The 26,351-nt window shown below is 63.4% G+C and carries 28 protein-coding genes; 17 read left to right on the top strand and 11 right to left on the bottom strand.

From position 1 onward, the window contains the following. Nucleotides 1-31: 31 nt before the first annotated feature. Nucleotides 32-304 (top strand): hypothetical protein, encoded by a 273-nt coding sequence (locus ASC75_RS10000; RefSeq protein WP_156381184.1) that lies wholly within the window; start codon nucleotides 32-34, stop codon nucleotides 302-304. A gap of 66 nt (nucleotides 305-370) precedes the next feature. Here the strand turns inward: ASC75_RS10000 and ASC75_RS09995 are convergent, their stop codons facing one another. The 4 genes from ASC75_RS09995 to ASC75_RS09980 all read right to left on the bottom strand — a co-directional run bounded on the left by ASC75_RS09995 (nucleotide 371) and on the right by ASC75_RS09980 (nucleotide 4,114). After that, a complete protein-coding gene (locus ASC75_RS09995; protein WP_055973942.1) occupies nucleotides 371-922 on the bottom strand; it encodes a hypothetical protein in 552 nt (183 codons plus the stop codon). Nucleotides 923-994: 72 nt separating this feature from the next. Further along, complete coding sequence (locus ASC75_RS09990) at nucleotides 995-2,074, bottom strand: TIGR01620 family protein (RefSeq protein WP_055973939.1); 1,080 nt, start codon at nucleotides 2,072-2,074, stop codon at nucleotides 995-997. Then, nucleotides 2,071-3,543 (bottom strand): YcjX family protein, encoded by a 1,473-nt coding sequence (locus tag ASC75_RS09985; RefSeq protein WP_055973936.1) that lies wholly within the window; start codon nucleotides 3,541-3,543, stop codon nucleotides 2,071-2,073. Before ASC75_RS09985 ends, ASC75_RS09990 begins: the two co-directional genes overlap by 4 nt. A gap of 67 nt (nucleotides 3,544-3,610) precedes the next feature. Next, nucleotides 3,611-4,114: a histidine phosphatase family protein gene (locus ASC75_RS09980; protein WP_055973931.1), complete on the bottom strand. Its 504-nt coding sequence runs from the start codon at nucleotides 4,112-4,114 to the stop codon at nucleotides 3,611-3,613. 242 nt (nucleotides 4,115-4,356) lie between these two features. Here ASC75_RS09980 and dksA point away from each other — a divergent pair, with 242 nt between their 5' ends. After that, entirely contained in the window at nucleotides 4,357-4,773 is a 417-nt protein-coding gene (gene dksA, locus ASC75_RS09975; RefSeq protein WP_055973928.1) for an RNA polymerase-binding protein DksA, read from the top strand. Between the two features lie 67 nt (nucleotides 4,774-4,840). Here the strand turns inward: dksA and ASC75_RS09970 are convergent, their stop codons facing one another. Continuing rightward, on the bottom strand, nucleotides 4,841-5,569 hold the full coding sequence (locus ASC75_RS09970) for a flagellar biosynthetic protein FliO (RefSeq protein WP_055973926.1): 729 nt from the start codon (nucleotides 5,567-5,569) through the stop codon (nucleotides 4,841-4,843). A gap of 208 nt (nucleotides 5,570-5,777) precedes the next feature. Between ASC75_RS09970 and ASC75_RS09965 the strand changes: the two genes are divergently transcribed. The 5 genes from ASC75_RS09965 to ASC75_RS09950 all read left to right on the top strand — a co-directional run bounded on the left by ASC75_RS09965 (nucleotide 5,778) and on the right by ASC75_RS09950 (nucleotide 12,596). Then, on the top strand, nucleotides 5,778-8,372 hold the full coding sequence (locus ASC75_RS09965) for an ATP-binding protein (RefSeq protein ID WP_055973923.1): 2,595 nt from the start codon (nucleotides 5,778-5,780) through the stop codon (nucleotides 8,370-8,372). Between the two features lie 93 nt (nucleotides 8,373-8,465). Further along, nucleotides 8,466-9,203, top strand: a complete 738-nt coding sequence (gene deoD, locus ASC75_RS09960; protein ID WP_055973919.1) for a purine-nucleoside phosphorylase — start codon at nucleotides 8,466-8,468, stop codon at nucleotides 9,201-9,203. A gap of 186 nt (nucleotides 9,204-9,389) precedes the next feature. Beyond that, nucleotides 9,390-9,566 carry a hypothetical protein gene (locus ASC75_RS26410; RefSeq protein ID WP_184117330.1) on the top strand — a complete coding sequence of 59 codons (177 nt, stop codon included), beginning with the start codon at nucleotides 9,390-9,392 and terminating at the stop codon, nucleotides 9,564-9,566. Nucleotides 9,567-9,902: 336 nt separating this feature from the next. After that, nucleotides 9,903-11,261 (top strand): DEAD/DEAH box helicase, encoded by a 1,359-nt coding sequence (locus ASC75_RS09955; RefSeq protein WP_055973916.1) that lies wholly within the window; start codon nucleotides 9,903-9,905, stop codon nucleotides 11,259-11,261. 105 nt (nucleotides 11,262-11,366) lie between these two features. Next, nucleotides 11,367-12,596, top strand: coding sequence for an MFS transporter (locus ASC75_RS09950; protein WP_055973914.1), 1,230 nt, complete (start codon nucleotides 11,367-11,369; stop codon nucleotides 12,594-12,596). Here ASC75_RS09950 and ASC75_RS09945 read toward each other — a convergent pair. Beyond that, the gene (locus ASC75_RS09945; protein WP_055973911.1) at nucleotides 12,574-13,395 is read right to left on the bottom strand and encodes an SDR family NAD(P)-dependent oxidoreductase; all 822 of its coding nucleotides are present in this window, start codon (nucleotides 13,393-13,395) and stop codon (nucleotides 12,574-12,576) included. The two genes, ASC75_RS09950 and ASC75_RS09945, sit on opposite strands and share 23 nt — an antisense overlap. Before the next feature lie 217 nt (nucleotides 13,396-13,612). Here ASC75_RS09945 and ASC75_RS09940 point away from each other — a divergent pair, with 217 nt between their 5' ends. From ASC75_RS09940 to ASC75_RS09915, 6 genes are all read left to right on the top strand, one after another. After that, a complete protein-coding gene (locus tag ASC75_RS09940; protein WP_055973908.1) occupies nucleotides 13,613-14,641 on the top strand; it encodes a cysteine synthase A in 1,029 nt (342 codons plus the stop codon). After that, entirely contained in the window at nucleotides 14,641-15,384 is a 744-nt protein-coding gene (locus ASC75_RS09935; RefSeq protein ID WP_055973978.1) for an alanyl-tRNA editing protein, read from the top strand. Before ASC75_RS09940 ends, ASC75_RS09935 begins: the two co-directional genes overlap by 1 nt. 15 nt (nucleotides 15,385-15,399) lie before the next feature. Then, nucleotides 15,400-16,251, top strand: a complete 852-nt coding sequence (gene sseA, locus ASC75_RS09930; RefSeq protein WP_055973905.1) for a 3-mercaptopyruvate sulfurtransferase — start codon at nucleotides 15,400-15,402, stop codon at nucleotides 16,249-16,251. 2 nt (nucleotides 16,252-16,253) lie between these two features. Continuing rightward, complete coding sequence (locus tag ASC75_RS09925; RefSeq protein WP_055973976.1) at nucleotides 16,254-16,817, top strand: GNAT family N-acetyltransferase; 564 nt, start codon at nucleotides 16,254-16,256, stop codon at nucleotides 16,815-16,817. Nucleotides 16,818-16,925: 108 nt separating this feature from the next. After that, a complete protein-coding gene (locus ASC75_RS09920) occupies nucleotides 16,926-17,483 on the top strand; it encodes an OmpA family protein (protein WP_055973974.1) in 558 nt (185 codons plus the stop codon). 146 nt (nucleotides 17,484-17,629) lie between these two features. After that, nucleotides 17,630-18,124 carry a DUF1203 domain-containing protein gene (locus ASC75_RS09915; RefSeq protein ID WP_055973897.1) on the top strand — a complete coding sequence of 165 codons (495 nt, stop codon included), beginning with the start codon at nucleotides 17,630-17,632 and terminating at the stop codon, nucleotides 18,122-18,124. A gap of 75 nt (nucleotides 18,125-18,199) precedes the next feature. Here ASC75_RS09915 and ASC75_RS26940 read toward each other — a convergent pair whose 3' ends face one another. The 3 genes from ASC75_RS26940 to ald all read right to left on the bottom strand — a co-directional run bounded on the left by ASC75_RS26940 (nucleotide 18,200) and on the right by ald (nucleotide 20,731). Beyond that, on the bottom strand, nucleotides 18,200-18,655 hold the full coding sequence (locus ASC75_RS26940; protein WP_348271287.1) for an outer membrane beta-barrel protein: 456 nt from the start codon (nucleotides 18,653-18,655) through the stop codon (nucleotides 18,200-18,202). A gap of 335 nt (nucleotides 18,656-18,990) precedes the next feature. Beyond that, the gene (locus ASC75_RS26935; RefSeq protein ID WP_348271286.1) at nucleotides 18,991-19,413 is read right to left on the bottom strand and encodes a hypothetical protein; all 423 of its coding nucleotides are present in this window, start codon (nucleotides 19,411-19,413) and stop codon (nucleotides 18,991-18,993) included. A gap of 202 nt (nucleotides 19,414-19,615) precedes the next feature. Further along, on the bottom strand, nucleotides 19,616-20,731 hold the full coding sequence (gene ald, locus ASC75_RS09905) for an alanine dehydrogenase (protein ID WP_055973972.1): 1,116 nt from the start codon (nucleotides 20,729-20,731) through the stop codon (nucleotides 19,616-19,618). A gap of 154 nt (nucleotides 20,732-20,885) precedes the next feature. Between ald and ASC75_RS09900 the strand changes: the two genes are divergently transcribed. Both ASC75_RS09900 and ASC75_RS09895 read left to right on the top strand, forming a co-directional pair. Further along, a complete protein-coding gene (locus ASC75_RS09900) occupies nucleotides 20,886-21,359 on the top strand; it encodes an Lrp/AsnC family transcriptional regulator (protein ID WP_055973894.1) in 474 nt (157 codons plus the stop codon). A gap of 169 nt (nucleotides 21,360-21,528) precedes the next feature. Then, nucleotides 21,529-23,505 (top strand): bifunctional 2',3'-cyclic-nucleotide 2'-phosphodiesterase/3'-nucleotidase, encoded by a 1,977-nt coding sequence (locus ASC75_RS09895; RefSeq protein WP_156381183.1) that lies wholly within the window; start codon nucleotides 21,529-21,531, stop codon nucleotides 23,503-23,505. A 112-nt stretch (nucleotides 23,506-23,617) separates the two neighbouring features. Here ASC75_RS09895 and ASC75_RS09890 read toward each other — a convergent pair whose 3' ends face one another. Then, nucleotides 23,618-24,874: a cyclopropane-fatty-acyl-phospholipid synthase family protein gene (locus ASC75_RS09890; protein ID WP_055973884.1), complete on the bottom strand. Its 1,257-nt coding sequence runs from the start codon at nucleotides 24,872-24,874 to the stop codon at nucleotides 23,618-23,620. Between the two features lie 365 nt (nucleotides 24,875-25,239). On the opposite strand from ASC75_RS09890, the gene ASC75_RS26870 reads away from it, so the two are divergent. Together ASC75_RS26870 and ASC75_RS09885 are read left to right on the top strand one after the other, a co-directional pair. Continuing rightward, nucleotides 25,240-25,368 (top strand): hypothetical protein, encoded by a 129-nt coding sequence (locus ASC75_RS26870; protein WP_280137945.1) that lies wholly within the window; start codon nucleotides 25,240-25,242, stop codon nucleotides 25,366-25,368. Between the two features lie 133 nt (nucleotides 25,369-25,501). After that, nucleotides 25,502-25,792: a Dabb family protein gene (locus ASC75_RS09885; protein ID WP_055973882.1), complete on the top strand. Its 291-nt coding sequence runs from the start codon at nucleotides 25,502-25,504 to the stop codon at nucleotides 25,790-25,792. A gap of 49 nt (nucleotides 25,793-25,841) precedes the next feature. On the opposite strand, the gene ASC75_RS09880 is transcribed toward ASC75_RS09885, so the two are convergent. Continuing rightward, nucleotides 25,842-26,282 carry a MucR family transcriptional regulator gene (locus ASC75_RS09880; RefSeq protein ID WP_055973879.1) on the bottom strand — a complete coding sequence of 147 codons (441 nt, stop codon included), beginning with the start codon at nucleotides 26,280-26,282 and terminating at the stop codon, nucleotides 25,842-25,844. Nucleotides 26,283-26,351 lie beyond the last annotated feature (69 nt).

Below are 26,351 nucleotides of genomic sequence, written 5' to 3'. Positions count from 1 at the left end.
ATTTCCTGCCGGCTACGAGGAGAGGACTGACATGAACAAAAAGATGCTGTTTGCCGTGCTCGGCGTTGCTGCGCTTGGCCTTTCGGCTTGCTCGAAGGCCGCGCCGGAGTGCACCGCCGAAGTCATGACCAAGAAGGCCCAGGAAGTGGGAACGGCGCTTCAGGAAGCGGTGACCAAGGATCCGGCCAAGGCTGCCGAACTTTCCGCCAAGGTGCAGGAAGTTGCGTCCAAGTACACCGGCGCCACCACCTCGGAAGAGGCCTGCAAGGCCTATGACGAGCTGCTGACCGTCATCAAGGGCTGATTCGCGGCGAGAATCAGAAAGGGCGGCGCCGGTGGCGCCGCCCTTTCTTCATTGAGGCAAGGGCTATCAGTTCTTGGCGATGGCGCCGACCGCGGTGTCATCGACACGCGACAGCTTCATGCCGATCACCGGCACCAGCTGCTTGTCGACACGCACCGAAACGGTGACATGCATCGAATTCTCGTCCGGCACGCGGGCCTGCATCACGCCGTTGAGCTGGTTGCGGTTCAGCGAAAGCACGACCTTCCTGCCGTCGACGACGTTGCCGGACACGATGTCGAGACCCTTGCCCGCGGAGCCGTCGAGGAAGGTCCCGCGATAAGTGCGTCCCTTCTGCTCGATGGTTGCCGACATTTTCTGGGTAAACACGCCGACGCGGCAGCCGCCATCGAGCGACATGCCGACCTTGCCGTCCGGCGTCGAGCCGGTGAAGCTGCAGGTGAACTTGGTACCCTTGTACTTGCCGGCGACGATTTCGCCGGGCCCGACCCATTCGCCCTGGACCGACTTGAAGAACTTCTTGTCGCGCTCGGGTGCCTTGGCGGGCTCGGCATGCGCCAAGCTTGAAAGCGACACCGCCATGACGGGCAGAACGGCGGACAAGAACAAGCGCTTCATGGGCACACCCGACAACAGGAAACTGGAACGACTGATTGCAGGGACCATGGCGAAAAATGGTTAATGCTTCGTCTATTTGGCCTTGTCGGCACCCTTGTCCCTGGTGGCGAATGAGGTCAATGCGGCGAGGAAATCGCCCATGCCGGGCCGCTTGACCGCGGCGAAGGGCAGGGGGCGCGCCGTCTCCATCGCAGCGATTCCGATACGCGCAGTCATCATGCCGTTGACCACGCCTTCGCCGAGCTTTGCCGACAGTTTTGCCGCAAGTCCGTGGCCCACGAGCTGCTGGACGAAACTGTCGCCGACGGCGATCGAGCCGGTGACGGCGAGGTGGGCGAGCGCACTGCGGGCCAGCCTGAAGAAGCCGAGCGTACCCGGGCGGCCGCCATAGAGCTCCGCCAGCCGGCGGATCAGCCGGCCGGCCTCGAACACGACATAGGCAATGTCGACCAGCGCGCGCGGGCTGACTGCCGTGACGAGCGACACGCGCTTGGCGGCATCCAGTATGAGGATCTTCGCCTGGGCATCGAGCGGCGTCAGGATTTCGGTCTCGGCCAGGCGTACCAGATCGGTGCCGTCGATGACTTCGCCGCGCAGATCCGCCAGCGCGCGCCTGCCCGCCGCCGTTTCGGGTTTCGACGCCAGCAGGCTCGACAGTTCGTCGACGACGCCGCGCGCGGCCTTTGGGTCGTTGCGCTCGATCGCATCCGTCGCCCGGTTGCGCAGCCGCTCGACCGAAGCGAGCCGGAAGACCGCGAGCACTTCGCGCACCAGAATGACGACAAGCGCAAACGCAGCGATGGTCGCGGCACCCACCGCCAGCCAGCCAAGCCAATCGGCGCGAGCGAACAGGTCGCGGATCAGCCGGTCCGTCCACAATCCGATGCCGAGCGATATCAGGATGCCCGCCGCCGTGAGGAAGATTGCGCCTAGTCGTGACCTGCGCCTGGGAGGCGTAGCTGGCGGCGGTTCGGCCGTGACAAGGTCCGCCTCGTCAAACACGTCGAATTCGGCTGGGGTGACGATGACCGACCCTGTGGCCAGCGCACGCGGTTTGCGCTCGGTCGCCTGAGGTGTCTTGGCCGCAGCGGTGTCCCGTACATCGGCTTCCGGCTCGATGCGGAACGCGGCAGGCTTGCGCGGCGTGCTCATGCGAGGTGGTCTCCGATCAGGAACTGCAAGGCGCGGTCGAGCCGGATATGGGGCAGCGACAGCGTCACGCCTTCGGTGGTCCGTTCCAGCCTGGGCGGACGGAAGCGTACGAAGCGGATCGTCGGGTCGTTGGCATCCTGGCGATGATTGGTGCCAAAATCCTGAAACACGACATCGGCTTTTTCCGGTAAGTCTCCGGGAAATATGGCTGTTTCGGAGTTTCCGTCGAATCGCTCTTTGCCAATCGCCTCGCCATCGATGGGCGTTCCGATGATGACGGGCAGGGTGTCGCGGCCTTGCTTGACCGTGCCTTCACGCGTGGCGCGCACCGCAGCCAATGCTAGGACGTCGACTTCGGCACCTGACAGGTTCGCCCGCGCCACGGCGCGATCGGTCAGCCGCCGCACGATCGATTGCAGCCGGTCGTGGCTCTCGTGGTGCAGGTGGTCGGCCTTGGTCGCGGCCACCAGGATGCGGTCGATGCGCCGTGAAAACAGGTCGGTCAGGAGGTTGCCCCGGCCTGGGCGAAAGCAGGCCAGGATTTCGGTCACCGCGCGCTCCAGGTCGGCAATGGCGCCAGGGCCGGCATTGAGCGCCTGCATGGCGTCGATCAGCACGATCTGCCGGTCGAGCCTTGCGATGTGTTCACGGAAAAACGGCTTCACCACATGTGTCTTGTAGGCCTCGTAGCGCCGTTCCATCATCGCATGCAGCGAGCCGGGACGGGCGCGCTGGCCAAGGCCTGGCAGCGGTGCAAAGGTCAGCGCCGGCGAGCCCTCGAGGTCGCCCGGCATCAGGAAACGCCCGGGCGGCAAGGTCGACAGCGCGCGCTCGTCGTCTTTGCATGCCTTGAGATAGGCGGAAAACGTCTCGGCAAGCTTCCGGGCAGTCATCTCGTCGGCGTCGGCTTCCGGCTTCACCGTGGCCGCAAGCTCGCGCCAGGCCTCGGACAGATCGGCCCTGACCGGCAGGCGTGCAAGCTCAAGGGCTTCCCGCGAAAAGTCGTCGTAACTCTTGCCGAGCAGTGGCAGGTCGAGCAGCCATTCGCCGGGATAGTCGACGAGGTCGATGGACAGTTTTCCGGCTGAAAACATGCGGTTCCAGCCGGAGGCTGACTCGAATTCTATGGTCAGCCGGAGTTCCGAGATGGCGCGCGTCGAGTCTGGCCAGATACGCTGATCGACAAGCGCCGCAACATGATCTTCGTACTGGAACCGCGGCACGGCGTCGTCGGGCTGCTCTTCGAGGAAGGCGCGCGCGATGCGGCCGGATTTCTGGGCCTCGAACAGTGGCAGCCGGCCGCCATGGATCAGGTTGTGCACGAAGGCCGTGATGAAGACCGTCTTGCCGGCGCGGGAAAGTCCGGTGACGCCGAGGCGCAGGGATGGCGAAAACAGCCCCGTCGCGCGTCCGGACAGCGTGTCCAGCGCGATGCGCGCCTCGTCGGTAAAGGTGGTCAGTGACGCCAATCGTCATCCCCCATGCGGTCGCGCCGGATATAGGTGCCACCCCCGGGATTTGAAATGGCGCCCGGCTTCAAAGATCGGCAGGCGTCAGGAATGCCTCAAGATAGCCACGGCCCAGTTCGGCGCCGGTCAACGCGCCTTCGAGCCGGATCACGGCGAGGCCGGAGGTCGGAAATCCGGTGTGCAGCGTATGCAGCGCGGCCTCCTCGCCGTCGCCCGATACGGCGATGGCGAGATCCTCCATCATCGGATTGTGCCCGATGACGAGGATCGAGCCGTGCCGGCCGTTTTCGCGGATCTTGTCGAGATAGCCGGAAGCATCGGCGCTGTAGAGCGCGTCGGTGAAGACCACGCGTCCGGTATCGGCATGGCCGGCCAGGCCCTCCAGCGTTTCCCGGGCGCGCCGGGCGTTGGAGCAGAGCGTGAGTTCGGGAACGTAGCCGCAGGCGCGCATCGCCGTTCCCGTCGCCTCGGCGTCGGCGACACCTGTGGCGTCGAGTGGTCGGTCGAAATCCCTGACGCCGGGCAGTGCCCAGCCCGCTTTGGCATGTCTGAGAAGGTAGAGCTTGCTCAAATGTTGCTCCCGGAGCCTCAAGCTCCTGACGAGCCTGCGCCAATTATCTCTTCAGGATGTAGCCAAGCGCCGGGCGCCTTGCAACCGGACGATGCCAGTCTGCGTTTCTTGGGGAGAGAGTTGCGCCGTTGCCACGCCGAATCGTCAGTTGTGTCTCGGCTTCAACTTTTCGCGGATTACGCTTGTGCGACCGTTTGCCCGCGAATATATAGGCGCCAAAACGGGGTTGTCGGGTGAGTCGAATGAACGATACCGTTACACTTGGCTATGTGCCCTCCGAAGAGGAGCCGTTCATGAACGAACGGCAGAAGTCTTACTTCAGGGCTAAGTTGGTTGCCTGGAAGAACGACATCCTCCGCGAAGCTCGCGAAACCCTCGAAATACTCCAGCAGGAAAACGCCAACCATCCGGATCTTGCCGATCGTGCATCGTCCGAGACGGATCGTGCCATTGAACTCAGGGCGCGTGACCGTCAACGCAAGTTGATCTCCAAGATCGACTCGGCGCTGCAGAGGATTGACGAGGGCACTTACGGCTATTGCGAGGAGACTGGCGAGCCGATCTCGCTGAAGCGACTGGACGCACGTCCGATCGCCACGCTGTCGATCGAAGCGCAGGAGCGCCACGAGCGCCGCGAAAAGGTCTATCGCGACGACTGATCGCGGGATGACAGGACAAGAAAAAGGCGGCTTCGGCCGCCTTTTTCTTGTTTTCATGACGGCAGGTTCATCGCTTCTGGCTGGTCAGTTCGCCGAGCAGCTTCGCCATCTCGTCGTCAAGCGACGGGTCGATGGCCTTGGCCGATTTGACCTGCGGCTTGTCGTCCAGCGAGACTTCCAACTCCTTCATCAGTGTCTCGTCGATTTCTTCACGGCGTATCGGGGCAACTGTCGGAGCAGGTGACGGCCGAACAGGAGTGGCGTAGGTCGCTGCCGATACGGCCGGCTTCGGCGCCGGAGTGGGCGCAGCCGGTGCAACCGGCGACAGCGGCAGCCTGGGCGGCGCTTGTTTGACGGGCGCTGCCGGCGCGGGCTGAGGCGGCCTGGCCGGTGCCTGTGCCGCTGGCCGCTGCGCCATTGGTTGCGCTGCTGCTTGGCGGGTCGGCTGAGCAGCTTCCTGCCCGCCTTCGGTGCCGGTCAGCGCCGGGCGGCGCGGCGCGGTCATGCGGATATCCGTTTCGACCACGACATCGGTCGGTCCGCCGATCAGCAGCAGGTGTTCGATGTCGTCGCGGCGCACCAGCACGAGCCGTCTCTGGCTGTCGACGGCGGTCGCGTCCATGACGGCGAGGCGCGTTTTCCTGTTCCTGCCGCCAGCAACGAAGGTGCCGAACGTCAGGCTGCGGATCAGCTTGACGATGACCAGCACGATGACAAGCAGCACCAGCGCCGCGAACGTCCACAGCACTGCCGCCGCATATCCGGGTCCCGCCACGCTATCCAGCCATTCGAACATATCTTTTCCCCGTCGCCGCGCCGGGCGACACTAACGCCATGCTGCCGCGCCCGGCAAGTTGCCATTCGCGTATTAGAGCCACGAACGAAGCTAAGCGCATGATCTTGCCCCGGGCTTGCACCGCCTTTTTGAGGCTGGGCCTTTTCCCGGTAAGGAGAATGTGATTCAACCGCTCCGGTACGAGGGAGCCGGAGAGACTCGCAGGGGCATGGTCAAGGAAACGCGCAACGACTTTTATCCGGTTCCGATCGTGGATCAGGCGGCGCGCCCCGATGCCATCACCCGGTTGATCATCTTCATCGTCGTGCTGACCGGCGCTGCCATCGTATTCGGCGTGTTCCGCGAGCGCCTGGGCGATCCGTTCCTGCTGGGCATGCTTGGCGTGCTTGCCATGATCGGCGTCGGCTACCTCTTCGCCACCGCCATCGGCTTCATCCAGATCGCCCCGCGCTCGCCTGCCGACGGCCTGTCCAAGGCCTTTGTCGATTCGATGTCGCAAGGTTTGGTGGTGACCGATGCCAAGGGTCGCGTGGTCTATGCCAACCGCGCCTATGCCGACATGACCGGAGCCACCACCGCATCGGACTTGAAGACGGTCGAAGGGCTGCTGTCGGATGTACCCGAGGCGTCGTCGACCATTTCCGAACTGGCCTCGGGCCTGCGCGACGGCCAGGCTGGCGACGGCGAATTTCGCCTTGGTCAATCCGTTCGCCCAGGTGCGGCACCTGGCGCGCGCTGGTATCGCGTGCGGGCGCGGGCCTTCAGCATTCCCGGCCAGCGCCAGCCGCTGAATGCCTGGCAGCTTGCCGATATCTCGCCCGAGCGGGCCGAGCAGGAGCGCTTCTTCCTCGATCTCCAGCAGGCCATCGATCACCTCGATCATGCGCCGGCGGGCTTTTTCTCGGCCGATCAGGATGGCCGCATTACCTATGTCAATGCGACTCTGGCCGATTGGCTCGGCATCGATCTGGCGAGCTTCACCCCCGGCGCCATCAGCCTCGACGAGGTCGTCGCTGGCGACGGCATGGCGCTTGTCCGCTCGGTCAAGGCCGATCCTGGGACGACGCGCAACGCGGTAATCGACCTGGATCTCGCGACGGTCAACGGCGAAGCCTTGCCGGTTCGTTTCATGCACCGCGTCTCGGCGAGCCGCGAGGGCATCAACGGCCCGACGCGCACCATCGTTCTCAACCGTACCCAGGGCGAGGATTCGTCCGCCCAGTTGCGCGCTTCGGAAGTCCGCTTCACCCGCTTCTTCAATTCGACGCCGATGGCCATCGCCGGTGTCGACCAGGCCGGGCGCATCCTGCGCACCAACGCGCCGTTCCTGTCGCTGTTCTCGTCGGTCGTCGACAGGGATGCGGTCGACCGGCGCGTCCGCCTCGATACGGTCATCCACGAACGCGACCGCGCCGCATTCGCCGCAGCGCTCGAGCGCGCGCACCAGCGCCAGGCCGACATCGCGCCGATCGACACCGTGCTGCCCGACAACGAGGAGCGCCACATGCGCTTCTACGTCAACGCTGTCGCCGACGGTTCTGATGCAGACGGCGCCGAAGAGGCGGCCATCGTCTATGCCGTCGAGACGACCGAGCAGAAAGCGCTCGAAAGCCAGATGGCCCAGAGCCAGAAGATGCAGGCGGTTGGCCAGCTCGCCGGCGGCATCGCCCACGATTTCAACAACGTGCTGACCGCCATCATCATGGCGTCGGACCTGCTGTTGACCAATCATCGTCCGTCGGACCCGTCCTTCCCGGACATCATGAACATCAAGCAGAACGCTAATCGCGCCGCCTCGCTGGTCAGGCAGCTTCTGGCATTCTCGCGCAAGCAGACGCTGCGTCCGGAATTGCTCAACCTCACCGACGTGCTTGCCGACCTTCGTACGCTGCTCGCCCGCCTGGTCGGCAACGGCATCAAGCTCAAGATCGATCACGGTCGCGACCTCTGGCCGATCCGGGCCGACATCGGCCAACTGGAGCAGGTGGTGGTCAACCTCGCGGTCAACGCGCGCGACGCCATGCCCGATGGCGGCGAGCTGATGGTGCGGACCAAGAACGTTCCGGTCGAAGACTGCAAGGCCTATGGCTATCGCGAACTGGTGCCGGCCGATTATGTGCTTGTCGAGGTCGAGGATACCGGCAGCGGCATAGCGCCCGAGGTTTTAAAGAAGATCTTCGAACCGTTCTTCACCACCAAGGAAGTCGGCAAGGGCACGGGCCTTGGCTTGTCGATGGTCTACGGCATCATCAAGCAGACCGGCGGTTTCATCTATTGCGACTCCGAGGTGGGCAAGGGCACGGTGTTCCGCGTCTTCCTGCCGCGGCATCTGGTCAAGGCGCAGCCGGCGGATGACGTGAAGCCGGAAACCACGACTGCTGCAGCGGCAAAGCCGCAGGACGCCGGAGCGGCCAACGTCGCCAAGGACCTGTCCGGTTCGGCCACGGTTCTGCTGGTCGAGGACGAGGATGCGGTGCGCATGGGCGGGGTGAGGGCGCTGACCTCACGTGGCTACACCGTTCACGAGGCGTCGTCGGGTGTCGAGGCGCTCGAGATATTCGACGAACTCAAGGGCCAGATCGACATCGTAGTGTCCGATGTCGTCATGCCCGAGATGGACGGCCCGACGCTGCTTGGCGAGTTGCGCAAGCGCCAGCCCGACATCAGGTTCATTTTCGTTTCCGGCTATGCCGAGGACGCTTTCGCCAAGAACCTGCCCGCCGATGCGCAGTTCGGATTCCTGCCCAAGCCGTTCTCGCTCAAGCAACTCGCGACAGTCGTCAAGGAAGTGCTTGAAAGCTAGCCTCTGCCTGTTCAATTCTGCCCGGACTTCTATGAGCTTTCCCGCATGTGGCGATCATGCCATCATGCCGGCAGGCGCGTGTCGGGGGGAACAATGCAGACTACGCCGCACAATGAAGCAAGGCGCGGTGACTACGCTGAAACGGTGCTGTTGGCGGGCGATCCGCAGCGGTCGGAGTGGATCGCTGCTACTTTCCTTGACGGCGTCAGGTGCGTGAACCGGGTGCGGGGCGCCCTCGGCTACACCGGCAGGTTCCGTGGCGTTCCGATAAGCGTTCAGACGACCGGCATCGGTGCGCCATCGATGGCCATATATGCCCACGAGCTTCTCGACACCTACCGCGCCAGGACTTTGATCCGGGTCGGCACATGCGGCGGGTTGGCCGATCACGTCAAGCTGCGCAGCCTGGTCATCTCGCAGTCGTCGAGCAACGACGGCGCGGTCAATGGGCAGTTGTTCGGCTTCTACAACTACGCGCCGAGCGCCGACTTCGGTCTGCTGCAGCGCGCCGCCCAGCGCGCCATCGAACTGGGGCTGGATCATCATATCGGCCAGACTGCGTCGAGCGACGTCTTCTACCACCCCGACGTGCTTGGACGCTTTGCCGGGGTCCGAGCCCATGGCGCATTGGCGGTCGATATGGAGACCAGCCTGCTCTACACGGTCGCCGCCCGTTTCCGTGCCAAGGCACTGTCGATCTGTACCGTGGTGGACAGCCTCGTTACCGAAGAGCAGACGGAGACGTCCGAGCGGCAGGAGCTTTTCACCGACATGGTGCGGCTCGCACTCGAAGTTGCAGTCCCGGCGGAACCGGCCACGCCCCGGCGATAGCGCTGTCACCGGCTTGTGATAGCATGGTCTCGGCCTTGTGAGTCGGCCGCCTTTCCCGCGTCATCCCGGTCTGTGAATGGATCCGTCGGCGCGTCGGCAAGTTCCGCGCAAGCGATGTTCCATACCCTGATGGGAGTTCTGGTCTGAGTTCATTGCGTCAGGGCAATCGGACAAGGGGACAGCCCGATGGAACAGTTTGTCGAGGAAAGCATGAAGAGGCGTCTGACCGAACCGGTCGACATACTCACCGCAGTCAGCATCCTGAAATCGCACGGCTACTGGGGCGACGAACTGGTCCTTGCGATCACCAGGATATTCTACGTCGATCTTGACACTTACAACGAAGTGGTCGGCACCGCCTGAAGCAGAACAGGCGACCGGAAACAGGAACTGCGATGCTGCACCGCAGCATGGTGGGCTTGCTATTTCGAGCCAAATGATCCATATGCGGCGTCATAGGCGCTTGGGCCGGGCTTACGGCTTTCTCCCCAGAGAGACTGGTTGCGTCTGTTTTCTCCCTTTCCGGCAGACGGAAGGCGGCGGAATAGACCCGCGGCATGAGGCCGGCGGGCACGACAGCGCAGCCGAGCGGACACTCGTCCGCCGCCTTGTCGTTTCACATGAGATTCGGGCCGGCAGGTTGCGCCCTGCCGCCATTGTTGTTTGTGGCGGATAGCCGTCGCACGAAAGAAGAAGATATTGACGAATGAAATCAATGCGGAGCTGAACGGCTTCGCCAAACTCGGCATTACCGGCGCGCTCCTCAAGGCCACCCAGTTGGCCGGGTTCAACGAGCCCAAGCCGATTCAGATCGAGTCGATCCCGGCGCAGTTGGCCGGCCGCGACATCCTCGGCATCGCCCAGACCGGTTCCGGCAAGACCGCGGCGTTCTCGCTGCCGATCCTGTCCAAGATCATGGCTCTTGGCACCAAGCGCCGGCCCAAGACGGCGCGTGCGCTGATCCTGGCACCGACGCGCGAGCTCGCGGTGCAGATCGAAGACACCATCAAGATCCTCGCCAAGGGCGCGCATGTTTCGACCGCGCTGGTCCTCGGCGGCGTGTCGCGTTTCTCGCAGGTCAAGAAGATCGCTCCGGGCGTCGACGTGCTGATTGCCACGCCGGGCCGCCTGACCGATCTCGTCCGCGAAGGCGACCTCGTGCTGGCCGACACGCAGTGGCTGGTCCTCGACGAGGCCGACCGCATGCTCGACATGGGCTTCATCAACGACGTCAAGCGCATCGCCAAGGCGACCGCGCGCAACCGTCAGACCGCTCTGTTCTCGGCCACGATGCCGGCCGAAATCGCTGAACTGGCACAGGGCCTGCTCAAGGATCCAATCCGCGTCGAGGTTGCGCCGCAGAGCACGACCGCGGCTGAGATCCGCCAGAGCATCATCCTCGCCCGTACCAAGCAGAAGCGCCAGATCCTGGCCAAGATGCTGGCCGATGAGGCCATGACCTCGGTCCTGGTCTTCGCCCGCACCAAGCATGGCGCCGACCGTGTCGTGAAGGACCTGGATCGCGACGGCTTTCCGGCTGCCGTCATCCACGGCAACAAGTCGCAGAACGCGCGCCAGGCCGCGCTCAATGGCTTCCGCGCCGGCAAGGTCCGCATCCTCGTCGCCACCGATATCGCAGCACGCGGCATCGACGTTCCGGGGATCAGCCACGTCGTGAACTTCGACCTGCCTGACGAAGCCGAAAGCTACGTTCACCGCATCGGCCGTACCGGCCGTAACGGCGCCAACGGCGTCGCGGTCACGCTGGTCGATCCCTCGGAAAACTCCAAGCTGCGGCAGGTCGAGCGCATCATCCGCATGAAGCTGACCATCGATGCCGACCATCTTGGCGAGCCGGATCCGGCACGTCCGGCCGGCGAACCGCGTGGCTTTGTTCCGGCCAACGATCGTGGCGAGCGCGAGGAACGCCGGCCCAACGGCCAGCGTCCGCGTGGAAACAATAGCGGCAAGCCGAAGGGCGATCGTCCGAAGGCAAACGCGCCCAAGGGCGGCAAGCGCCGCTTCGGCGCTCGCAAGCCGAACACGCGCGCAGCATAGACTGTGCAGCAGATCGGGCCGGACTGGTCCATTTGCTGATGTGGCATGAATAGGTTAGGGCGGTCGGGGCGGCGCTTCGGCCGCCCTTTCGTTTGAGGGGGCTGCATGGCCGGGATAGCGACGCTCGCAATCGCCTATGTGCTGTCGCAGTTCTATCGCTCGTTCATGGCCGTGCTGACGCCGGCGCTTACCGCCGAACTTGGCGCCACCAAGGCACAACTGTCATTCGCCTCGGGTGCCTTTTTCATCGCCTTCGCCCTGGCACAGTTCGCCATCGGCGTTTCGCTCGATCGCTTTGGTCCCAGGCGCACGGCGTCGACGCTGCTCTTGTTCGGCGGCGGCGGTGGCGCCCTGGTTTTTGCTTCGGCCACGGCCCCCTGGATGGTCATTGCCGCGATGGCACTGATCGGCATCGGCTGCGCGCCGGTGCTGATGTCGTCGCTGTTCATCTTCGCCCGTACATTTTCGATCGCGCGCTTTGCCGTGCTTGCCTCCTGGATGGTGGCGTTCGGCACGGCCGGCAATGTCATCGGTGCCGCGCCGTTGGCCGAGGCCGCGGAGGCATTCGGCTGGCGACCGGTCATGGCTGGGCTGGGGGTCATCACCATGTTGGCCGCGCTTGCGGTGCTGGCGCTGGTGCGCGATCCGAAATCGCCTGACGGCATGGCCGGCGATGGCGCCGGCTTTGGCGGCTATATCGAGCTTCTCCGCATGCGGGTCCTGTGGCCGATCATCCCGCTCACGGCCATCAACTACGCGCCGACGACGGGTATCAGGGGGCTGTGGTCGGGACCTTACCTGGTCGATGTCTATGGCGCCGATGCGCTGTTGATCGGCCAGGTGACGTTTTTCATGGCCTTGGCCATGGTCGCTGGCGCCTTCGTCTATGGTCCGCTCGACACCATGTTCCGCACCCGCAAGTGGGTTGCGGTGGTTGGAAACACGATCGGCCTCGCAGCGATCCTCTATCTCGCGCTCAACGTCGTTTCCGATGTGACCACAGTTACGTTCGTCTTCGTCGTCATCGGCCTGACCGGCGGCAGCTACGGCCTGCTGATGGCGCACGCGCGCGCCTTCCTGCCGCCGCATCTGATCGGGCGCGGCGTGACGCTGATGAATTTCTTCTCCATTGGCGGCGTGGGCGCGATGCAATTCGCAACCGGCGCCGTGGTCACGGCAAGTGCCGTCCCGGGTGATCCGGCGGCGCCATACCAGGCGCTGTTCTGGTTCTACGTGCTGATGCTCGGGGCTGCGCTCGTCGTCTATCTCTGGGCGCGTGACGCCAAGCCTGAAGTGGCCACAGTGGCTGGGCTCAATCGTAGCTCGAACGTCTGAGATAGATGAGGGGCACGGTCTTCCATCGCGTCGAAGCCTGCAACGCCATCTCGCGACAGGGCCGCGGCAGCAGGAAAAGAAGTTTCATACCCCATGTCAGGCGCCGCGGGAACGTCACTTCGAAGCCGCTCTTTCGGATCGCCTTGCAAATCCGCTCGGCTGCAGCGTCGACCGCCATCATCGCCGGCATGGAGAACGCGCTTTTCTCCGTCAGCGGCGTGGCCACGAAGCCTGGGTTCATCACCTGCGTGCGGATGTTCATCTTGTCGAAGTCGAACTTCAGCGCCTCGGCGATGATGTTCACGGCCGCTTTCGTGGCGCCGTAGGCAGCGGTGGTTGGCCAGCCGAAATAGGCGCTGATCGAGCCCATGATGACGACGTGCCCGCGGCCGCGGTTGCGCATGCGCTCGACGACCGGCACCAGGCCGTTGACGACGCCGAAGACGTTGACTGCAAAGCTCTGGCGGAAGGCTTCCATCCTGAGATTGTCGCCGGTCACCGGCATGTAGGCGCCGGCGTTGAAGATGGCGAGCACGATCGGCCCCGCTTGTGCCTCGATCGCGGCCACTGCGGCGGCCATGCCAGCCTCGTCGGTCACGTCGGACGGAAACGACAGGACCTTGCCGGTCATGTCCCGGGTCTCTTCGATCAGCGTGTCGATGGGATCGTCGGGGCGCACGGTCACGGCAACCGTGTAGCCTTCCTTGGCGAGCTGGCGCGCGACCGAACGACCGATCCCGGTGCTGCCACCGGTGATCCATGCGACGCCATCCCGTGGGTCGGCCCGATATGTGCTCACCCCATTCCCCTCGAAACTTCCCTGCTGTTGCTCTAGCGAGGCTGCGCGTGGATGGGAAGACCGTTCTGCCTGGTGCTGCCTTTCCATCCCCGTTTGCTGTCATATTGCAGGGCTTGCGTACCGCTGACGTCAAGATGCGATGGGCCAGAGAAATTCATCCCTTGAAAGCGCGGCTTCACATTTCTAGGGTTCGTCGGCGAATTAGGAAGGAATCTTCATGCGCTCGGTGATCGATGCCATTGGCAACACGCCTCTGATCCGGCTCAAGCGGGCCTCGGAAGAAACTGGTTGCGAAATCCTCGGCAAGGCCGAGTTCATGAACCCCGGCCAGTCGGTCAAGGATCGCGCCGGCCTGTTCATCATCCGTGACGCCGAGCGGCGCGGCCTGCTCAGGCCCGGCGGGGTGATCGTCGAAGGTACAGCCGGCAACACCGGTATCGGCCTCACCGTCGTCGCCAAGGCACTCGGCTACCGCACGGTGATCGTCATTCCCGACACCCAGAGCCAGGAAAAGAAGGACGCGCTTCGCCTGCTTGGCGCCGAACTGATCGAGGTTCCCGCCGTCCCCTACAAGAACCCCAACAACTATGTGAAGGTTTCCGGTCGCCTTGCCGAACAATTGGCCAAGTCCGAACCCAATGGGGCCATCTGGGCCAACCAGTTCGACAATGTCGCCAACCGTGAAGGCCATATCCGCACGACCGCCGAAGAGATCTGGCAGCAGACCGGCGGCAAGGTCGACGGGTTCGTTTCGGCGGTCGGCACCGGAGGTACGCTGGCCGGCGTGGCACTCGGCCTCAAGGCCAAGCGCGACGCGGTCAGGATCGCGCTCGCCGATCCGCTGGGTGCGGCCCTGTACAGCTATTACACCTCCGGCGAACTCAAGGCGGATGGCAGTTCGATCACCGAAGGCATCGGCCAGGGGCGCATCACCGCCAATCTCGACGGCTTCTCCCCGGACTTCTCCTTCCAGATCCCCGACGAAGAGGCGCTGCCCATCGTTTTCAACCTCATCCAGGAAGAGGGCATCTGCGTCGGCGGTTCGACCGGCATCAATATCGCCGGTGCGATACGGCTGGCGCGGGAGCTCGGACCGGGCCACACCATCGTGACGGTGCTTGCTGACTTCGGCACGCGCTATCAGTCCAAGCTGTTCAATCCCGATTTCCTGCGGAGCAAGAACCTGCCCGTGCCCGACTGGATGGAGCGAGAGCCCAACATCGCGGTTCCGTTCGAGGTGGCATGATGGCATTTTCGACCCAGGCGGTCTTTCGCGACGATTCCTATCTGCGCGAGGCCGAGGCGACGGTGGTCGGCCTAAACGAGCGTGGCGGCATCATCCTCGACCGGACCATCTTCTATGCGACCTCGGGCGGCCAGCCCGGCGATACCGGCTTCCTGACGCGCGGTGATGGCAGCAGCATTTCGGTTGCTGCCACGATCACCGGGGAAAGCAAGGACGAGATCATCCACGTTCCGGGGCTGGAGCAGGCCGTGCCCGAGATCGGCGAGCGGCTGAAGCTTTCGATCGACTGGCCACGCCGGCATCTGTTGATGCGCATGCACGCGGCCTGCCATCTGCTGACCGTGGTCTGCCCCTATCCGATAACCGGGGCCTCGGTCAGCGAGGACGATTCGCGCGTCGATTTCGACATCCCCGATGCCGGCTTCACCAAGGAAGACGTCACGGCCCAGATGATGGAACTCGTGCGCGCCAACCATCCGATCTACACCCGCTGGATCTCAGACGACGAACTTGCGGCAAATCCGACGCTGGTGAAGTCGAAGAACGTGCGGCCACCTTCCGGCACCGGCAAGATCAGGCTGGTCTGCATCGGCGACAACGCCTCGATCGACAGCCAGCCGTGCGGCGGAACCCATGTCGCCGGCACGGCCGAGATCGGCGAGATCCATATCGGCAAGATCGAGAAGAAGGGGCGCGAGAACCGCCGCTTTCGCATCCGCTTCGGCGCGATGCCTTCCAACTGAACCGGAGAGGCTGCCATGAGCGACAAAAGCGCTTTCGTCATCGATGCGGATTGGCTGGAAAAGCGGCTGGGCACGCCCGGGCTGTCGATCGTCGACGCCTCCTGGTACATGCCGGCGCAGAAGCGCGATGCGCGGGCCGAATATGATGCCGCCCACATCCCGGGAGCGGTGTTCTTCGACCAGGATCTCGTGGTGGATCCGGATTCGACCTTGCCGCATACGCTGCCGTCGCCATCGCTTTTCGCGCGCTTCGCCGGTTCGATGGGCATTTCGGCCGACGACACCATCGTCGTTTACGACGGCCCCGGTTTCATGGCCGCGCCGCGCGTCTGGTGGATGTTCCGCATCATGGGCGTGTTCCAGGTCTACATCCTGGACGGCGGCTTCGAGCGCTGGAAGGCTGCAGGCCGGCCGGTGACCGCCGAGCCGACCAAGACCGCCCCGGGGGTCTTCCATGTCGACTACGACCCGTCAAAGGTCGTTTCGCTCGCCGAAATGCGCAAGGTCGTCGACACAGGCAGCGCCCAGATCGCCGACGCGCGGTCCGCGGGGCGTTTCGAGGGCACCGACCCCGAGCCGCGGGCCGGCCTGCGCTCGGGCCATATGCCGGGCGCCCGCAGCGTGCCTTCCGGGATGCTTTCGGAAAACGGCGAATTGCTGCCGCTCGACCGCCTGAAGGCGACGCTCGAAGCGGCAGGCATCGACCTGTCCAAGCCGGTGGTCACGTCCTGCGGTTCCGGTGTCACGGCAGCCGTCATCGCACTTGCGCTGCAGTCGCTCGGCCATGGCGACGTCAGGCTTTATGACGGCTCGTGGACCGAGTGGGGTGGCATGTCCGACACGCCCGTGGTCACGGGAAAAGCATGAACATGGCTGCGGACCGGAGCGAGAACATCGAGGTTACGGTGACATTCCTGGAGATGCACGTGCCGCCGGCCTACACGCCGCCGCTGCCGGTCAATCGCCAGATCGCTCTGCTCAGGACCCGCAACATACCGTTGCACTACTACCGCTATCTCGCCGATCGCGTCGGCCGCAAATGGCATTGGGTCAACATCCTTCGGCTCGATGACGAAGAGCTTGCCGCCGGGCTGCATCGCGAGGACCGCGACATCCGCGTTCTCTATCTCGATGGCGCGCCGGCCGGCTTCCTCGATCTCAAGCCGCATTTGCCCGACGAGGTCGAACTCGCCTATTTCGGCATGATGAACCATGCCATGGGGCAGGGCATCGGCCGTTGGTTCCTTGGTGCCGCGATCGCCGCCGCATGGTCGTATCGCCCGAACAAGGTAACGGTGCAGACCTGCACGCTTGATCATCCGGCAGCCCTTCCGCTTTACCAGAAGATGGGTTTTTCGCCGGTCGCGCAGAAGCCGGAGATGGTCCGGACAATGACCTTTGCCGAACGTTCGGCCAGTGTCATGCGGCCCTGATCGCGCCCAACCCCGGCTGAACCGTTCATTCATCTCTTCTTCAGCTTGGCTCTGGCATTTTCCGGCTCATCGGATGGACCACATGGTCGACGTGCAAGGAGAATGAAGATGTTGAACCGCCGTACGCTTGCTGCCGCGCTGATCGCCGTGCTTGCCGCGCCTTCACTCGCTGCCGCGCAGGCGACGACGCCTTCGGCGTCGCAGATCGAGCGCCAGCTTCAGGCGGCGCCGACGACGAAGCTCAGGCCCAACCAGCGCGTGACGGTGCGCGAATTCAAGCGCCGGCCGGACCTGCGCCGCATGGCCCCGTCGATCGACATCCAGTCGATCAACTTCGCCTTCGGTTCGGCCGAGGTCCCGTACTCGCAATACGGCAAGGTGGAGAACATCGCCAATGCTCTTGAGCGCATCCTGCGCCGCGACCCCGGCGCCCGCGTGCTGATCGAGGGACACACCGATGCCGTGGGTTCGTTCGCCTCCAACCAGACGCTGTCCGAGCGCCGCGCCGCATCGCTCAAGCAGACGCTGGTGCGCGAGTTCGGCATTCCGCGCTATGCGCTTGAGACGGTGGGCTATGGCGAGGAGTTCCTTCTGGTGCCGACCCAGAACGAGAACTGGCGCAACCGCCGCGTCACGCTGCGCCGCTACGACGCCTTCATCCGCTAGCACCTGCCTGGATATTTCGATGAGCCCGGTTTGCAAGAGCCGGGCTTTTTCGTTCTTGGACAGGCGCCACACTGGCAGCGCAAATCGGGTGGGCGAGGCCGTTTCGGCATCATAGGTTACGGCAATGTTCAACGAGGTTCGCTGCCATGACCATCCGCTTCCAGGCTCTTCCCACCGATGCCGTGCGCGCGCTTCAGCGCGGTGCGCCCGATGCCTACGGCATGCAACCCGAGCACAGGATTTCGGACGGTGTCGGTGTGCCGTGCCGCCATTGCCTCGGCAATGTGGGCGAGGGCGAGGCCTACCTCGTCCTTGCCTATCGGCCGTTCCCCGAATTGCAGCCCTATGCCGAAACCGGCCCGATCTTCCTGCATGCCGCGGAATGTCCGCGCGCCGAAGAGACGGACCAACTGCCGGAGCTTTTCACCAGGACGCGTGACTACATCTTGCGCGGCTATGGTGCCGACGACCGCATCGTCTACGGCACCGGCGCGGTGACGCCCACGCCCGGTATCGTCGGGAGAGCCGCAGAATTGCTGGCGCGGCCCGACGTCGCCTATGTCCACATGCGTTCGGCGAAGAACAATTGTTATCAATGCCGGATCGAAGGCGGTACGCTGATCGGCCCAGATCGAACCTAAGCATGACGTGCGGCTGAAAACGAAAAAGCCCGCCGCATTGCTGCGACGGGCTTCGGATCTTGATCAGGTATACGCTTAGTTGAACTTGTACTTCGCGCCGACGCGGACGGTGTGGAAGGCTGGAACCGTCTCGTAGGCGCCACCCGTGCCGTAGTCTTGGCCTTCAAATCTGGAGTAGCGATACTCCAGATTCACCGCAATGTTGCTGGTCACCGCGGTTTCCAGGCCGCCACCGACCGAGAAGCCGTCGACGCTCCAATCGAAGCTGTCACTCAGGCCGCTGCCGGTCATCTCTTCCTTGACATGCTGCCAGCTGTAGCCACCCAACACGTAGGCGAGGGTCGTTTCATTCAGCTTGGCACCGACGCGTGCAAGCACGTCGAAACCGTAGTCTGCCTTGCCTTTATAGCTGCCGGACGGATCTTCTCCCAAAACTGTGGTCATGCCGGAATAGCGGCCGCCGATCTGGATACCTGCGACGCCGCCAATGCCGTTGAGCTGACCGCCGCCAACGTTGATCTCGTCGGTGATGGCACCAGCCCCGAGCGCGCCGCCTACGTAGAAGCCGGTCCAGCTGTAGGCAGGTGCCGAGAAGGTCGCGCCACCATTTTGGGCGCCGAGGCGATAGTTGGCGCCGATGTGGAAGGTATGGGTGGACGTTTCGGTGTCAGGGCCTCCACCCCGATGAACGGCTCGGTGCCATAGTTGGCGTAGCGGTACTCGCTCTTCAGTGTCCAGTTGGTGGCGATCACCGTTTCGACACCCAGGCCGAGAACATATCCGTCGCGGTCGCTGTCTAGGTCGAAGCCTGCAGGGCCAGGGAAGTCCACGTCAGTATGCTGCCAGCTGTAGCCGCCAAGCGCATATCACAGCGTGGTCGGAGTCAGCAGATAGCCAAGCCGTGCGGCGACGTCGAAGCCATAGTTGTTGGTAATCTTACCTTCAGGTCCGCCAACCTCCATCGAGAGGCCGATGTTGCCGAAACGTGCATCAGCAAAGGCACCTATCAGCACGCGATCCGAAAGCATGTAGTCGTAGCCGACTGTGACTTCGCCGAAGATACCGCCGGCGCCAAGGTCGGTCGATCGCATCGGTGGGCTCGAAATCTCGAACGCGTGCTTAACTGCCCCGACACCACCGCCGAAGCCGACATAGATACCGCTCCAGTTGAAACCCGCCGTCGAAGCTTCCGCCGACACTGCATCCGCAGCAGACGATGCCGAGCTGATTGCGGCCGCCGAGGCGGCGCCCAGCAGGAGTGCTGCGAACGTTTTTCCAAAATGAATCATTACTACCCCACTACCAATAACCGGGTATGTGGCATGTCAGGGCAGTCTGCGCTGCAGCTAAGTTGTCACACTAAGAGTTTAGCGTAGGGTGGACCCGAGAATTCGCGCTGAATAGTCACAGTCGAGTAAAGCAATCGAGTTCAAGAAGCTGATCGAGCCCGCTGCATCTCTGCAGCGGGCGCGACGGGCTATTCCTGGCGAATCATGCAGCCAGCGCGGATTTTGCTTCCGTCACCTCGTAGCCGAGCGCTTCCGCTACGGCGCGGTTGATGATCCGTCCGCGATGGATATTCAGCCCGTTGCGCAGATGCGGCTCGTCGGCCAGCGCCTTGAGCCCGCGGTCGGCGAGCGCCAGTCCATAATGCAGCGTGGCGTTGTTGAGCGCGTGGGCCGAGGTCACCGGCACCGCGCCCGGCATGTTGGCGACGCAGTAATGGATGATGCCGTCGACTTCGTAGGTCGGGTCGGCATGGGTGGTCGCGTGCGAGGTCTCGAAGCAGCCGCCCTGGTCGATGGCGACATCGACGAGGACGGCGCCCTTCTTCATCCCCGACAGCATTTCGCGGCTGACCAGCTTCGGCGCGGCGGCACCGGGAATGAGCACCGCACCGATGATGAGGTCCGCCGAAAAGCACTCCTCCTCGAGCGCCTCGACTGTCGAATAGCGCGTATGGACGCGCCCGCCAAAAATGTCGTCGAGCTGGCGCAGGCGCGGGATCGACCGGTCGATGATGGAAACGTCGGCGCCGAGGCCTGCGGCCATGCGCGCGGCGTGCAGGCCAACGACGCCTCCGCCGATGACGGCGACCTTGCCCGGCAGCACGCCCGGAACGCCGCCGAGCAGGACGCCGCGGCCGCCATGAGCCTTCTGCAGCGCGGTCGCTCCCGCCTGGATCGCCAGCCGCCCGGCCACTTCCGACATCGGCGCCAGCAGCGGCAGGCCGCCGCGCTCGTCGGTGACGGTTTCATAGGCAACCGCCGTGACGCCGGAGGCCATCAGGCCCTTGGTCTGGTCCGGATCCGGCGCGAGGTGGAGATAGGTGTAGAGGATCTGGCTGTCGCGCAGTTGCACCCATTCATGCGGCTGCGGCTCCTTGACCTTGACGATCATGTCGGAGCGCGTGAACACCTCCTCGGCGGTCTTGGCGATGTGGGCGCCCGCCGCGCGGTAGGCGTTGTCGTCGGCGCCGATGCCTGCGCCCGCGCCGGTCTCGACCAGCACTTCGTGGCCATGGGCGACGTATTCACGAACCGAACCGGGGGTCAGCCCGACGCGGTACTCGTGGTTCTTGATTTCCTTGGGGCAACCTACGCGCATTTTGTGCTCCTCCGCAGCCGTTTCGGCCATTGCTTCTTATTGACGAAGTCAATCACGAATCGTTCCGCATATGTTTGCGAAATAGGTTGCGCGTAAAGGTTGAGATCGATTATTCTTGCACAAATAGGCATCGTGATCGAAGGAAATTCGAAGAATGCCGCTGGACAGGATCGATATCGCCATTCTGGATGCTTTGCAGAAGGATGGGCGCCTGCCCAACGCGGCGCTGGCCGAGAAGGTCGGCCTGTCGCAATCCGCCTGTTCCCGCCGCCTCGACAACCTTGAGAAATCGGGCGTCATCGCCGGCTATCACGCGCGTCTTTCCAACGCCGCCCTCGGCCACCAGATGACCGTGATCGTGCACATCTCTCTGTCCGGGCAGTTCGAAAAGACGCTGTCGGATTTCGAGGTGGCGGTGAAGCGCTGTCCTAACATCCTGTCCTGTCACTTGATGTCGGGTGAGTATGACTACATCCTGCGCATCGCCGCCCGCGACCTGCCGGACTACGAGCGCATCCACAAGGAGTGGCTGTCGGCGATGCCGCATGTCACCAAGATCAACTCGTCCTTCGCCCTGCGCGAGATCGTCGACCGCACCGTCATGGGCATCAGGCCCGACCTGGCCTGACCGGGTGGAGAGGCAGGCTGCACCGTCGGCAGGGGCTGGTCCAACCCATTGATCACGGCCTGTCGCGGCACTGTCACGCGACTCGGCTGGACTCAGGCGAATTTTGGCGCAAGATTTGATCTTTCGGACGCCGGCTAAATACTGTCAGTTCATTTCCTGGAGAATGAAAATGTCCAACATGCTTCACCCCATATCTCGCCGTTCCTTTTTGGCGAGTTCGGCCGCTGCAAGCGCGCTTGTGATGCTGCATCCGTTCTCGGCGCGCGCTGAGGCCAACCAGGCGCACTTGCGCATCATGGAAACCACAGATCTGCACGTGCACGTGTTTCCCTACGATTATTACGCCGACAAGCCGAACGACACGATGGGTGTCGCCCGCACCGCGTCCATTATCGACGCCATCCGCGCCGAGGCCAGCAACTCGATCCTGGTCGACAACGGCGATTTCCTGCAGGGCAATCCGATGGGCGACTACATGGCCTATCAGCGCGGCATGAAGGATGGCGACGTCCATCCCATCATCAAGGCGATGAATACGCTGGGCTACGATTGCTCGACGCTGGGCAACCACGAGTTCAACTACGGCCTCGACTACATGTTCAAGGTTCTGGCGGGGGCGAATTTCCCCGTCGTCTGCGCCAACCTGACAAAGGGCCAGCTCGCCGGCGATGCCGCCAAGGACGAGCTTTTCCTCAAGCCTTACGTGATCCTCGACAAGAAGGTGAAGGACGGTGCCGGCACCGAACATCCGATCCGCATCGGCCTGATCGGCTTCGTGCCACCACAGGTGATGACCTGGGATTCCCGGCATCTCAACGGCAAGGCGATGACCCGCGACATCGTCAAGGCGGCCGAGGCCTGGGTGCCGCAGATGAAGGAGGAGGGGGCCGAGATCATCGTCGCACTGTCGCACTCCGGTATGGGCACGCCGCAAGCTGCGGAAAACCTCGAAAACGCCTCGATCCTGCTCGCCGGCGTCGATGGCATCGACGCCATCGTTACCGGCCACAGCCATCTCGATTTTCCCGGGCCGAAGTTCGACGGCGTCGAGGGTCTCGACAATGCCAAGGGAACGATCAACGGCAAGCCCGGTGTCATGGGCGGCTTCTGGGGCTCGCATCTCGGCCTGATCGACCTGCTGCTCGAGCGCGACGGCAACGTCTGGAAGGTCGTGAGTTCCACCAGCGAGGCGCGCCCCATCGCCAAGCGCGTCGACAAGAAGATGGTGCCGACCGTCGAGAGCAAGGCGGAAGTGGAGGCCGCGGCCAAGGAAGAGCATGAAGCGACGCTCGCTTACGTGCGCACGCCCGTCGGCAAGACGTCGGCGCCGCTCTATTCCTATTTCGCCCTCGTCGCCGACGATCCCTCGGTGCAGATCGTGAGCCAGGCGCAGATCTGGTACATCAAGGACATGCTGAAGCAGACCGAGCACAAGGACCTGCCGGTGCTGTCGGCGGCAGCACCCTTCAAGTCGGGCGGGCGAGGCGGGCCGGACTACTACACCGACGTGCCGGTGGGCGACGTGGCGATCAAGAACGTCGCCGACCTCTATCTCTACCCCAACACCGTGCAGGCGGTGGCGATCACCGGGGCGCAGGTCAAGGAATGGCTGGAGATGTCGGCCGGCATCTTCAACCAGGTCACGCCAGGCAAGGCCGACCAGGCTTTGATCAATCCCGACTTTCCTTCCTACAATTTCGATGTCATCGATGGCGTGACCTACAGGATCGACCTGGCGCAGCCGCCGAAATACGATCCCAAGGGCGCTGTGCTGAATGCTGCTTCGAACCGCATCGTCGACTTGATGTTCGAGGGCAAGCCGATCGATCCGGCAGCAAGATTCGTCGTCGCGTCGAACAACTATCGGGCCGGCGGTGGTGGCAACTTCCCCGAGATCAATGCCTCGAAGCTGGTGTTCGAGGCGCCAGATACCAACCGCGACGTCATCGTCCGCTACATCGTCGACCAGGGCACGATCAACCCGTCGGCCGATTCCAACTGGTCGTTCGCGCCTGTCCAGGGGGCGTCTGTGATTTTCGAGACCGGGCCGAAGGCCAAGGATCACCTCACTGAGGTCAAGGCCGTCAAGATCGAGCCGGCGGGCGAGGGCGCGGAAGGCTTTGCCAAGTACCGCATCACGCTTTAGGCGTTTGGAACCCGTTTGCGGGGCGGCCGGAGCGATCCGGCTGTCCGCTTAGGTTCGACGTCGGCATGTCTGAGCGTGCGAACCTGTATTGCTGCCGCGATCTGCAAAGCAATCACGCCTTGTAGACCACCTGCCTGACGTCGATGTATTCGGCGCGGAAGCCTGCTTCGCAATAATGCAGGTAAAATTCCCATAGCTTCTTGAAGCGATCGTCGAACCCGAGCGGCACGATGCGCTCCCAGGACGACCAGAAGCGGCTGCGCCATTCGGCAAGGGTCCGCGCATAGTCCTGTGGAAAGACCCGCTCGCGCAGGTAGTCTAGCCCGTGATCGGCACCCAGGGATTTCAGCAGCGTCGGCGTCGGCAGCATGCCGCCGGGAAAGACGTAGCGCTGGATGAAATCCGGCCGCTTGCGGTAGAGCGGATAGGCGGCCTCGTTGATGGTGATGATCTGCAGCCCCGCCGTGCCGCCCGAGGGCAGGCACTGCTTCATCTTGGCGAAGAAGGCAGGCCAGTATTTTTCGCCGACCGCCTCGAACATCTCGATCGAGGCGATGCGGTCATAGCGGCCGGTCTCGTCGCGATAATCCTGCAACTTGAGCTCGACCTGGTCGGAAAGCCCGGCGTTGTGGATGCGTTTCTGGGCGAAGTCGAACTGCTCGCGGCTGATCGTCAGGCCGGTCACCTTGCAGCCGATTTCGCGCGCCGCGAACTCGGCGAATCCGCCCCAGCCGCAACCGATCTCGAGCACGTGGTCGTTGGGGCCGATGCCGGTGTCGCGTGCAAGCGCCCGGTATTTCTCGGTCTGCGCTCCCGCCAGGTCGTTGGCGCCGGTTGCATAGAGCCCGGAGGAGTAGGTCATGCTGGGGTCGAGCCACTGGCTGTAGAAGGCGTTGCCGAGGTCGTAGTGGGCGGAAATGTTGCGCTTCGAGCCGGTACGGGTGTTGTCGTTGAGCCAGTGGCGAATGCGCTGGACAGTCGTGAGCAGCCAGTTGGTGCCGCCGGCAACACCTTCGCCGGCTTCCGTGTTGATCACGAACAGTTCGAGGAAGCTGGTGACATCAGGGCTGTCCCAATCGCCGTCCATGTAGGATTCGGCGACGCCGATCGTGCCCCCGCTGAACGCCCGTGCCGGCAGGTTCCAATTGTGCAGCACGATCTCGGCTTCGGGCCCTGGCGCCTTGCCGCCAACCAGTACGCTACGGCCGTCGGGCATCCTCACGGTGAGTGTGCCGCGCGGCAAATGCAATGCGGCCGACAGTGCCATGCGCACTCGCGCTGGCAGGCCGCGGGCGACATCCCTGATATTGCCTTCGTGGAGCCGCGTTACTCCACGCGCGATTGATTCGTCCGATATCCTCTGGGCCATCTCGACGTCCCAAGCTCTGGTGCCCGTGCCGGCTTCCCCGGGCTCGTGTTCCAGGCATGTCCATCGGGCTCGATTGCCGGACGGATGGCGCGTTGCCGGTCGCACCCTCCGGACGGCATGCGGTAGACTTGACTTGCTTCCGCCAAGAACTTCGCGCGCCACGGTGAATTCCCGAAGTGATCTTCACCGCCAAAATCGCGAACTTCAAGTGACATCTGGCAAGCGCTGATGTGCCAGAGGAAGATGCGGTCGACGAGGCAGGCTGGCGTCAGAAATATGCGCATTAGTGTGGCCTAATGCTTCACGGGAGATCGATGGCGAACTATCATCGATCCTGGCTCGCTGAGCCTCGGGGAGGGCACACGATGCGCTATGTGATCGTGATAATGTGCGGCACCTTGTTCCTGGTCTGGGATGTTCTCTACAACCAGGGCGACGCGATCGGCAGGACGGTCACCGAGGTCCACCGCGTGGTGCGGATGGTCACCGGCTAGGTTTCGACGCACCAAGGGGCCATGCGGCTCTGCTCCGTCTGCGTTGTTTTGCTGTCCGCAACACTTTGCCCGATTGACGCCGGTCGAAAGCCGACCCAAAAGGCGCCAGCAAAGCAGCAGAAGGAATTGTCGCTTGATCCGGCACATTGTGTTCTTCAGTGCGCGGCAGAAACAGGACGTCGAGACGATCCGTGAGGAATTGTCGGCGCTTGGCGGAATTCCGCATTCCACCGTTTTTGAAGTGACGGTCAATACGAAGGTCGATCCGCTATCGGATGAGATCGACGTCGTCGTCTACGCAGAGTTCGTCGACCAGGCCGCCCTTGCAGCCTACAAGGCGCATCCGCTCTACGACAGGACCACGCAGCGCGTGCGCCCGATGCGCGAACTGCGCTATTCCGCGGATGTGGTAGCAGCCGCGTAATCGTCGCGCTCCGGTGCAACCCGGAGCGCGCGTCTCAGATTTCGGAAAATCAAGCCTTCTTGGCGCGGGCGCGTGTCTTGGCCGGAACCGCGGCCGCCTTGCGGCCAAGACCAAGCGTCTTTGCCAGCGCCGAACGGGCGGCGGCGTAGTTCGGCGCAACCATGGGATAGTCGGCAGGCAAGCCCCACTTGGCGCGATATTCCTCCGGCGTCAGTCCGAAATGGACCGCCAGGTGGCGCTTCAGCGACTTGAACTTCTTCCCGTCCTCCAGGCAGATGATGTAGTCGGGGAGGATCGAACGCTTGGGGTTCACGGCAGGCTGCTGCACCTCGACCGGTGCTTCGACTGGCTGGTTGAGTGCCAGGATCGAGGCGTTGACGCTGGCGATCAGTTCCGGCAAGCCGGTGGCAGGCACCTTGTTGTTCTCTACATAAGCGCTGACGATATGCGCAGTCAGTCCTAAAATGTCGATCTTGCTGTCACTCGTCATCGGCCGTCTCTCCGGGCAGTATTAAAGCAAAGTATGAGTCTATTCGAATGCCGGGGTGTATATCGGTGC

Origin of the sequence: Aminobacter sp. DSM 101952, assembly GCF_001424795.1 — a bacterium.
Taxonomy (GTDB): domain Bacteria; phylum Pseudomonadota; class Alphaproteobacteria; order Rhizobiales; family Rhizobiaceae; genus Aminobacter; species Aminobacter aganoensis.
This window is presented reverse-complemented; position numbering and strand designations above follow the sequence as displayed.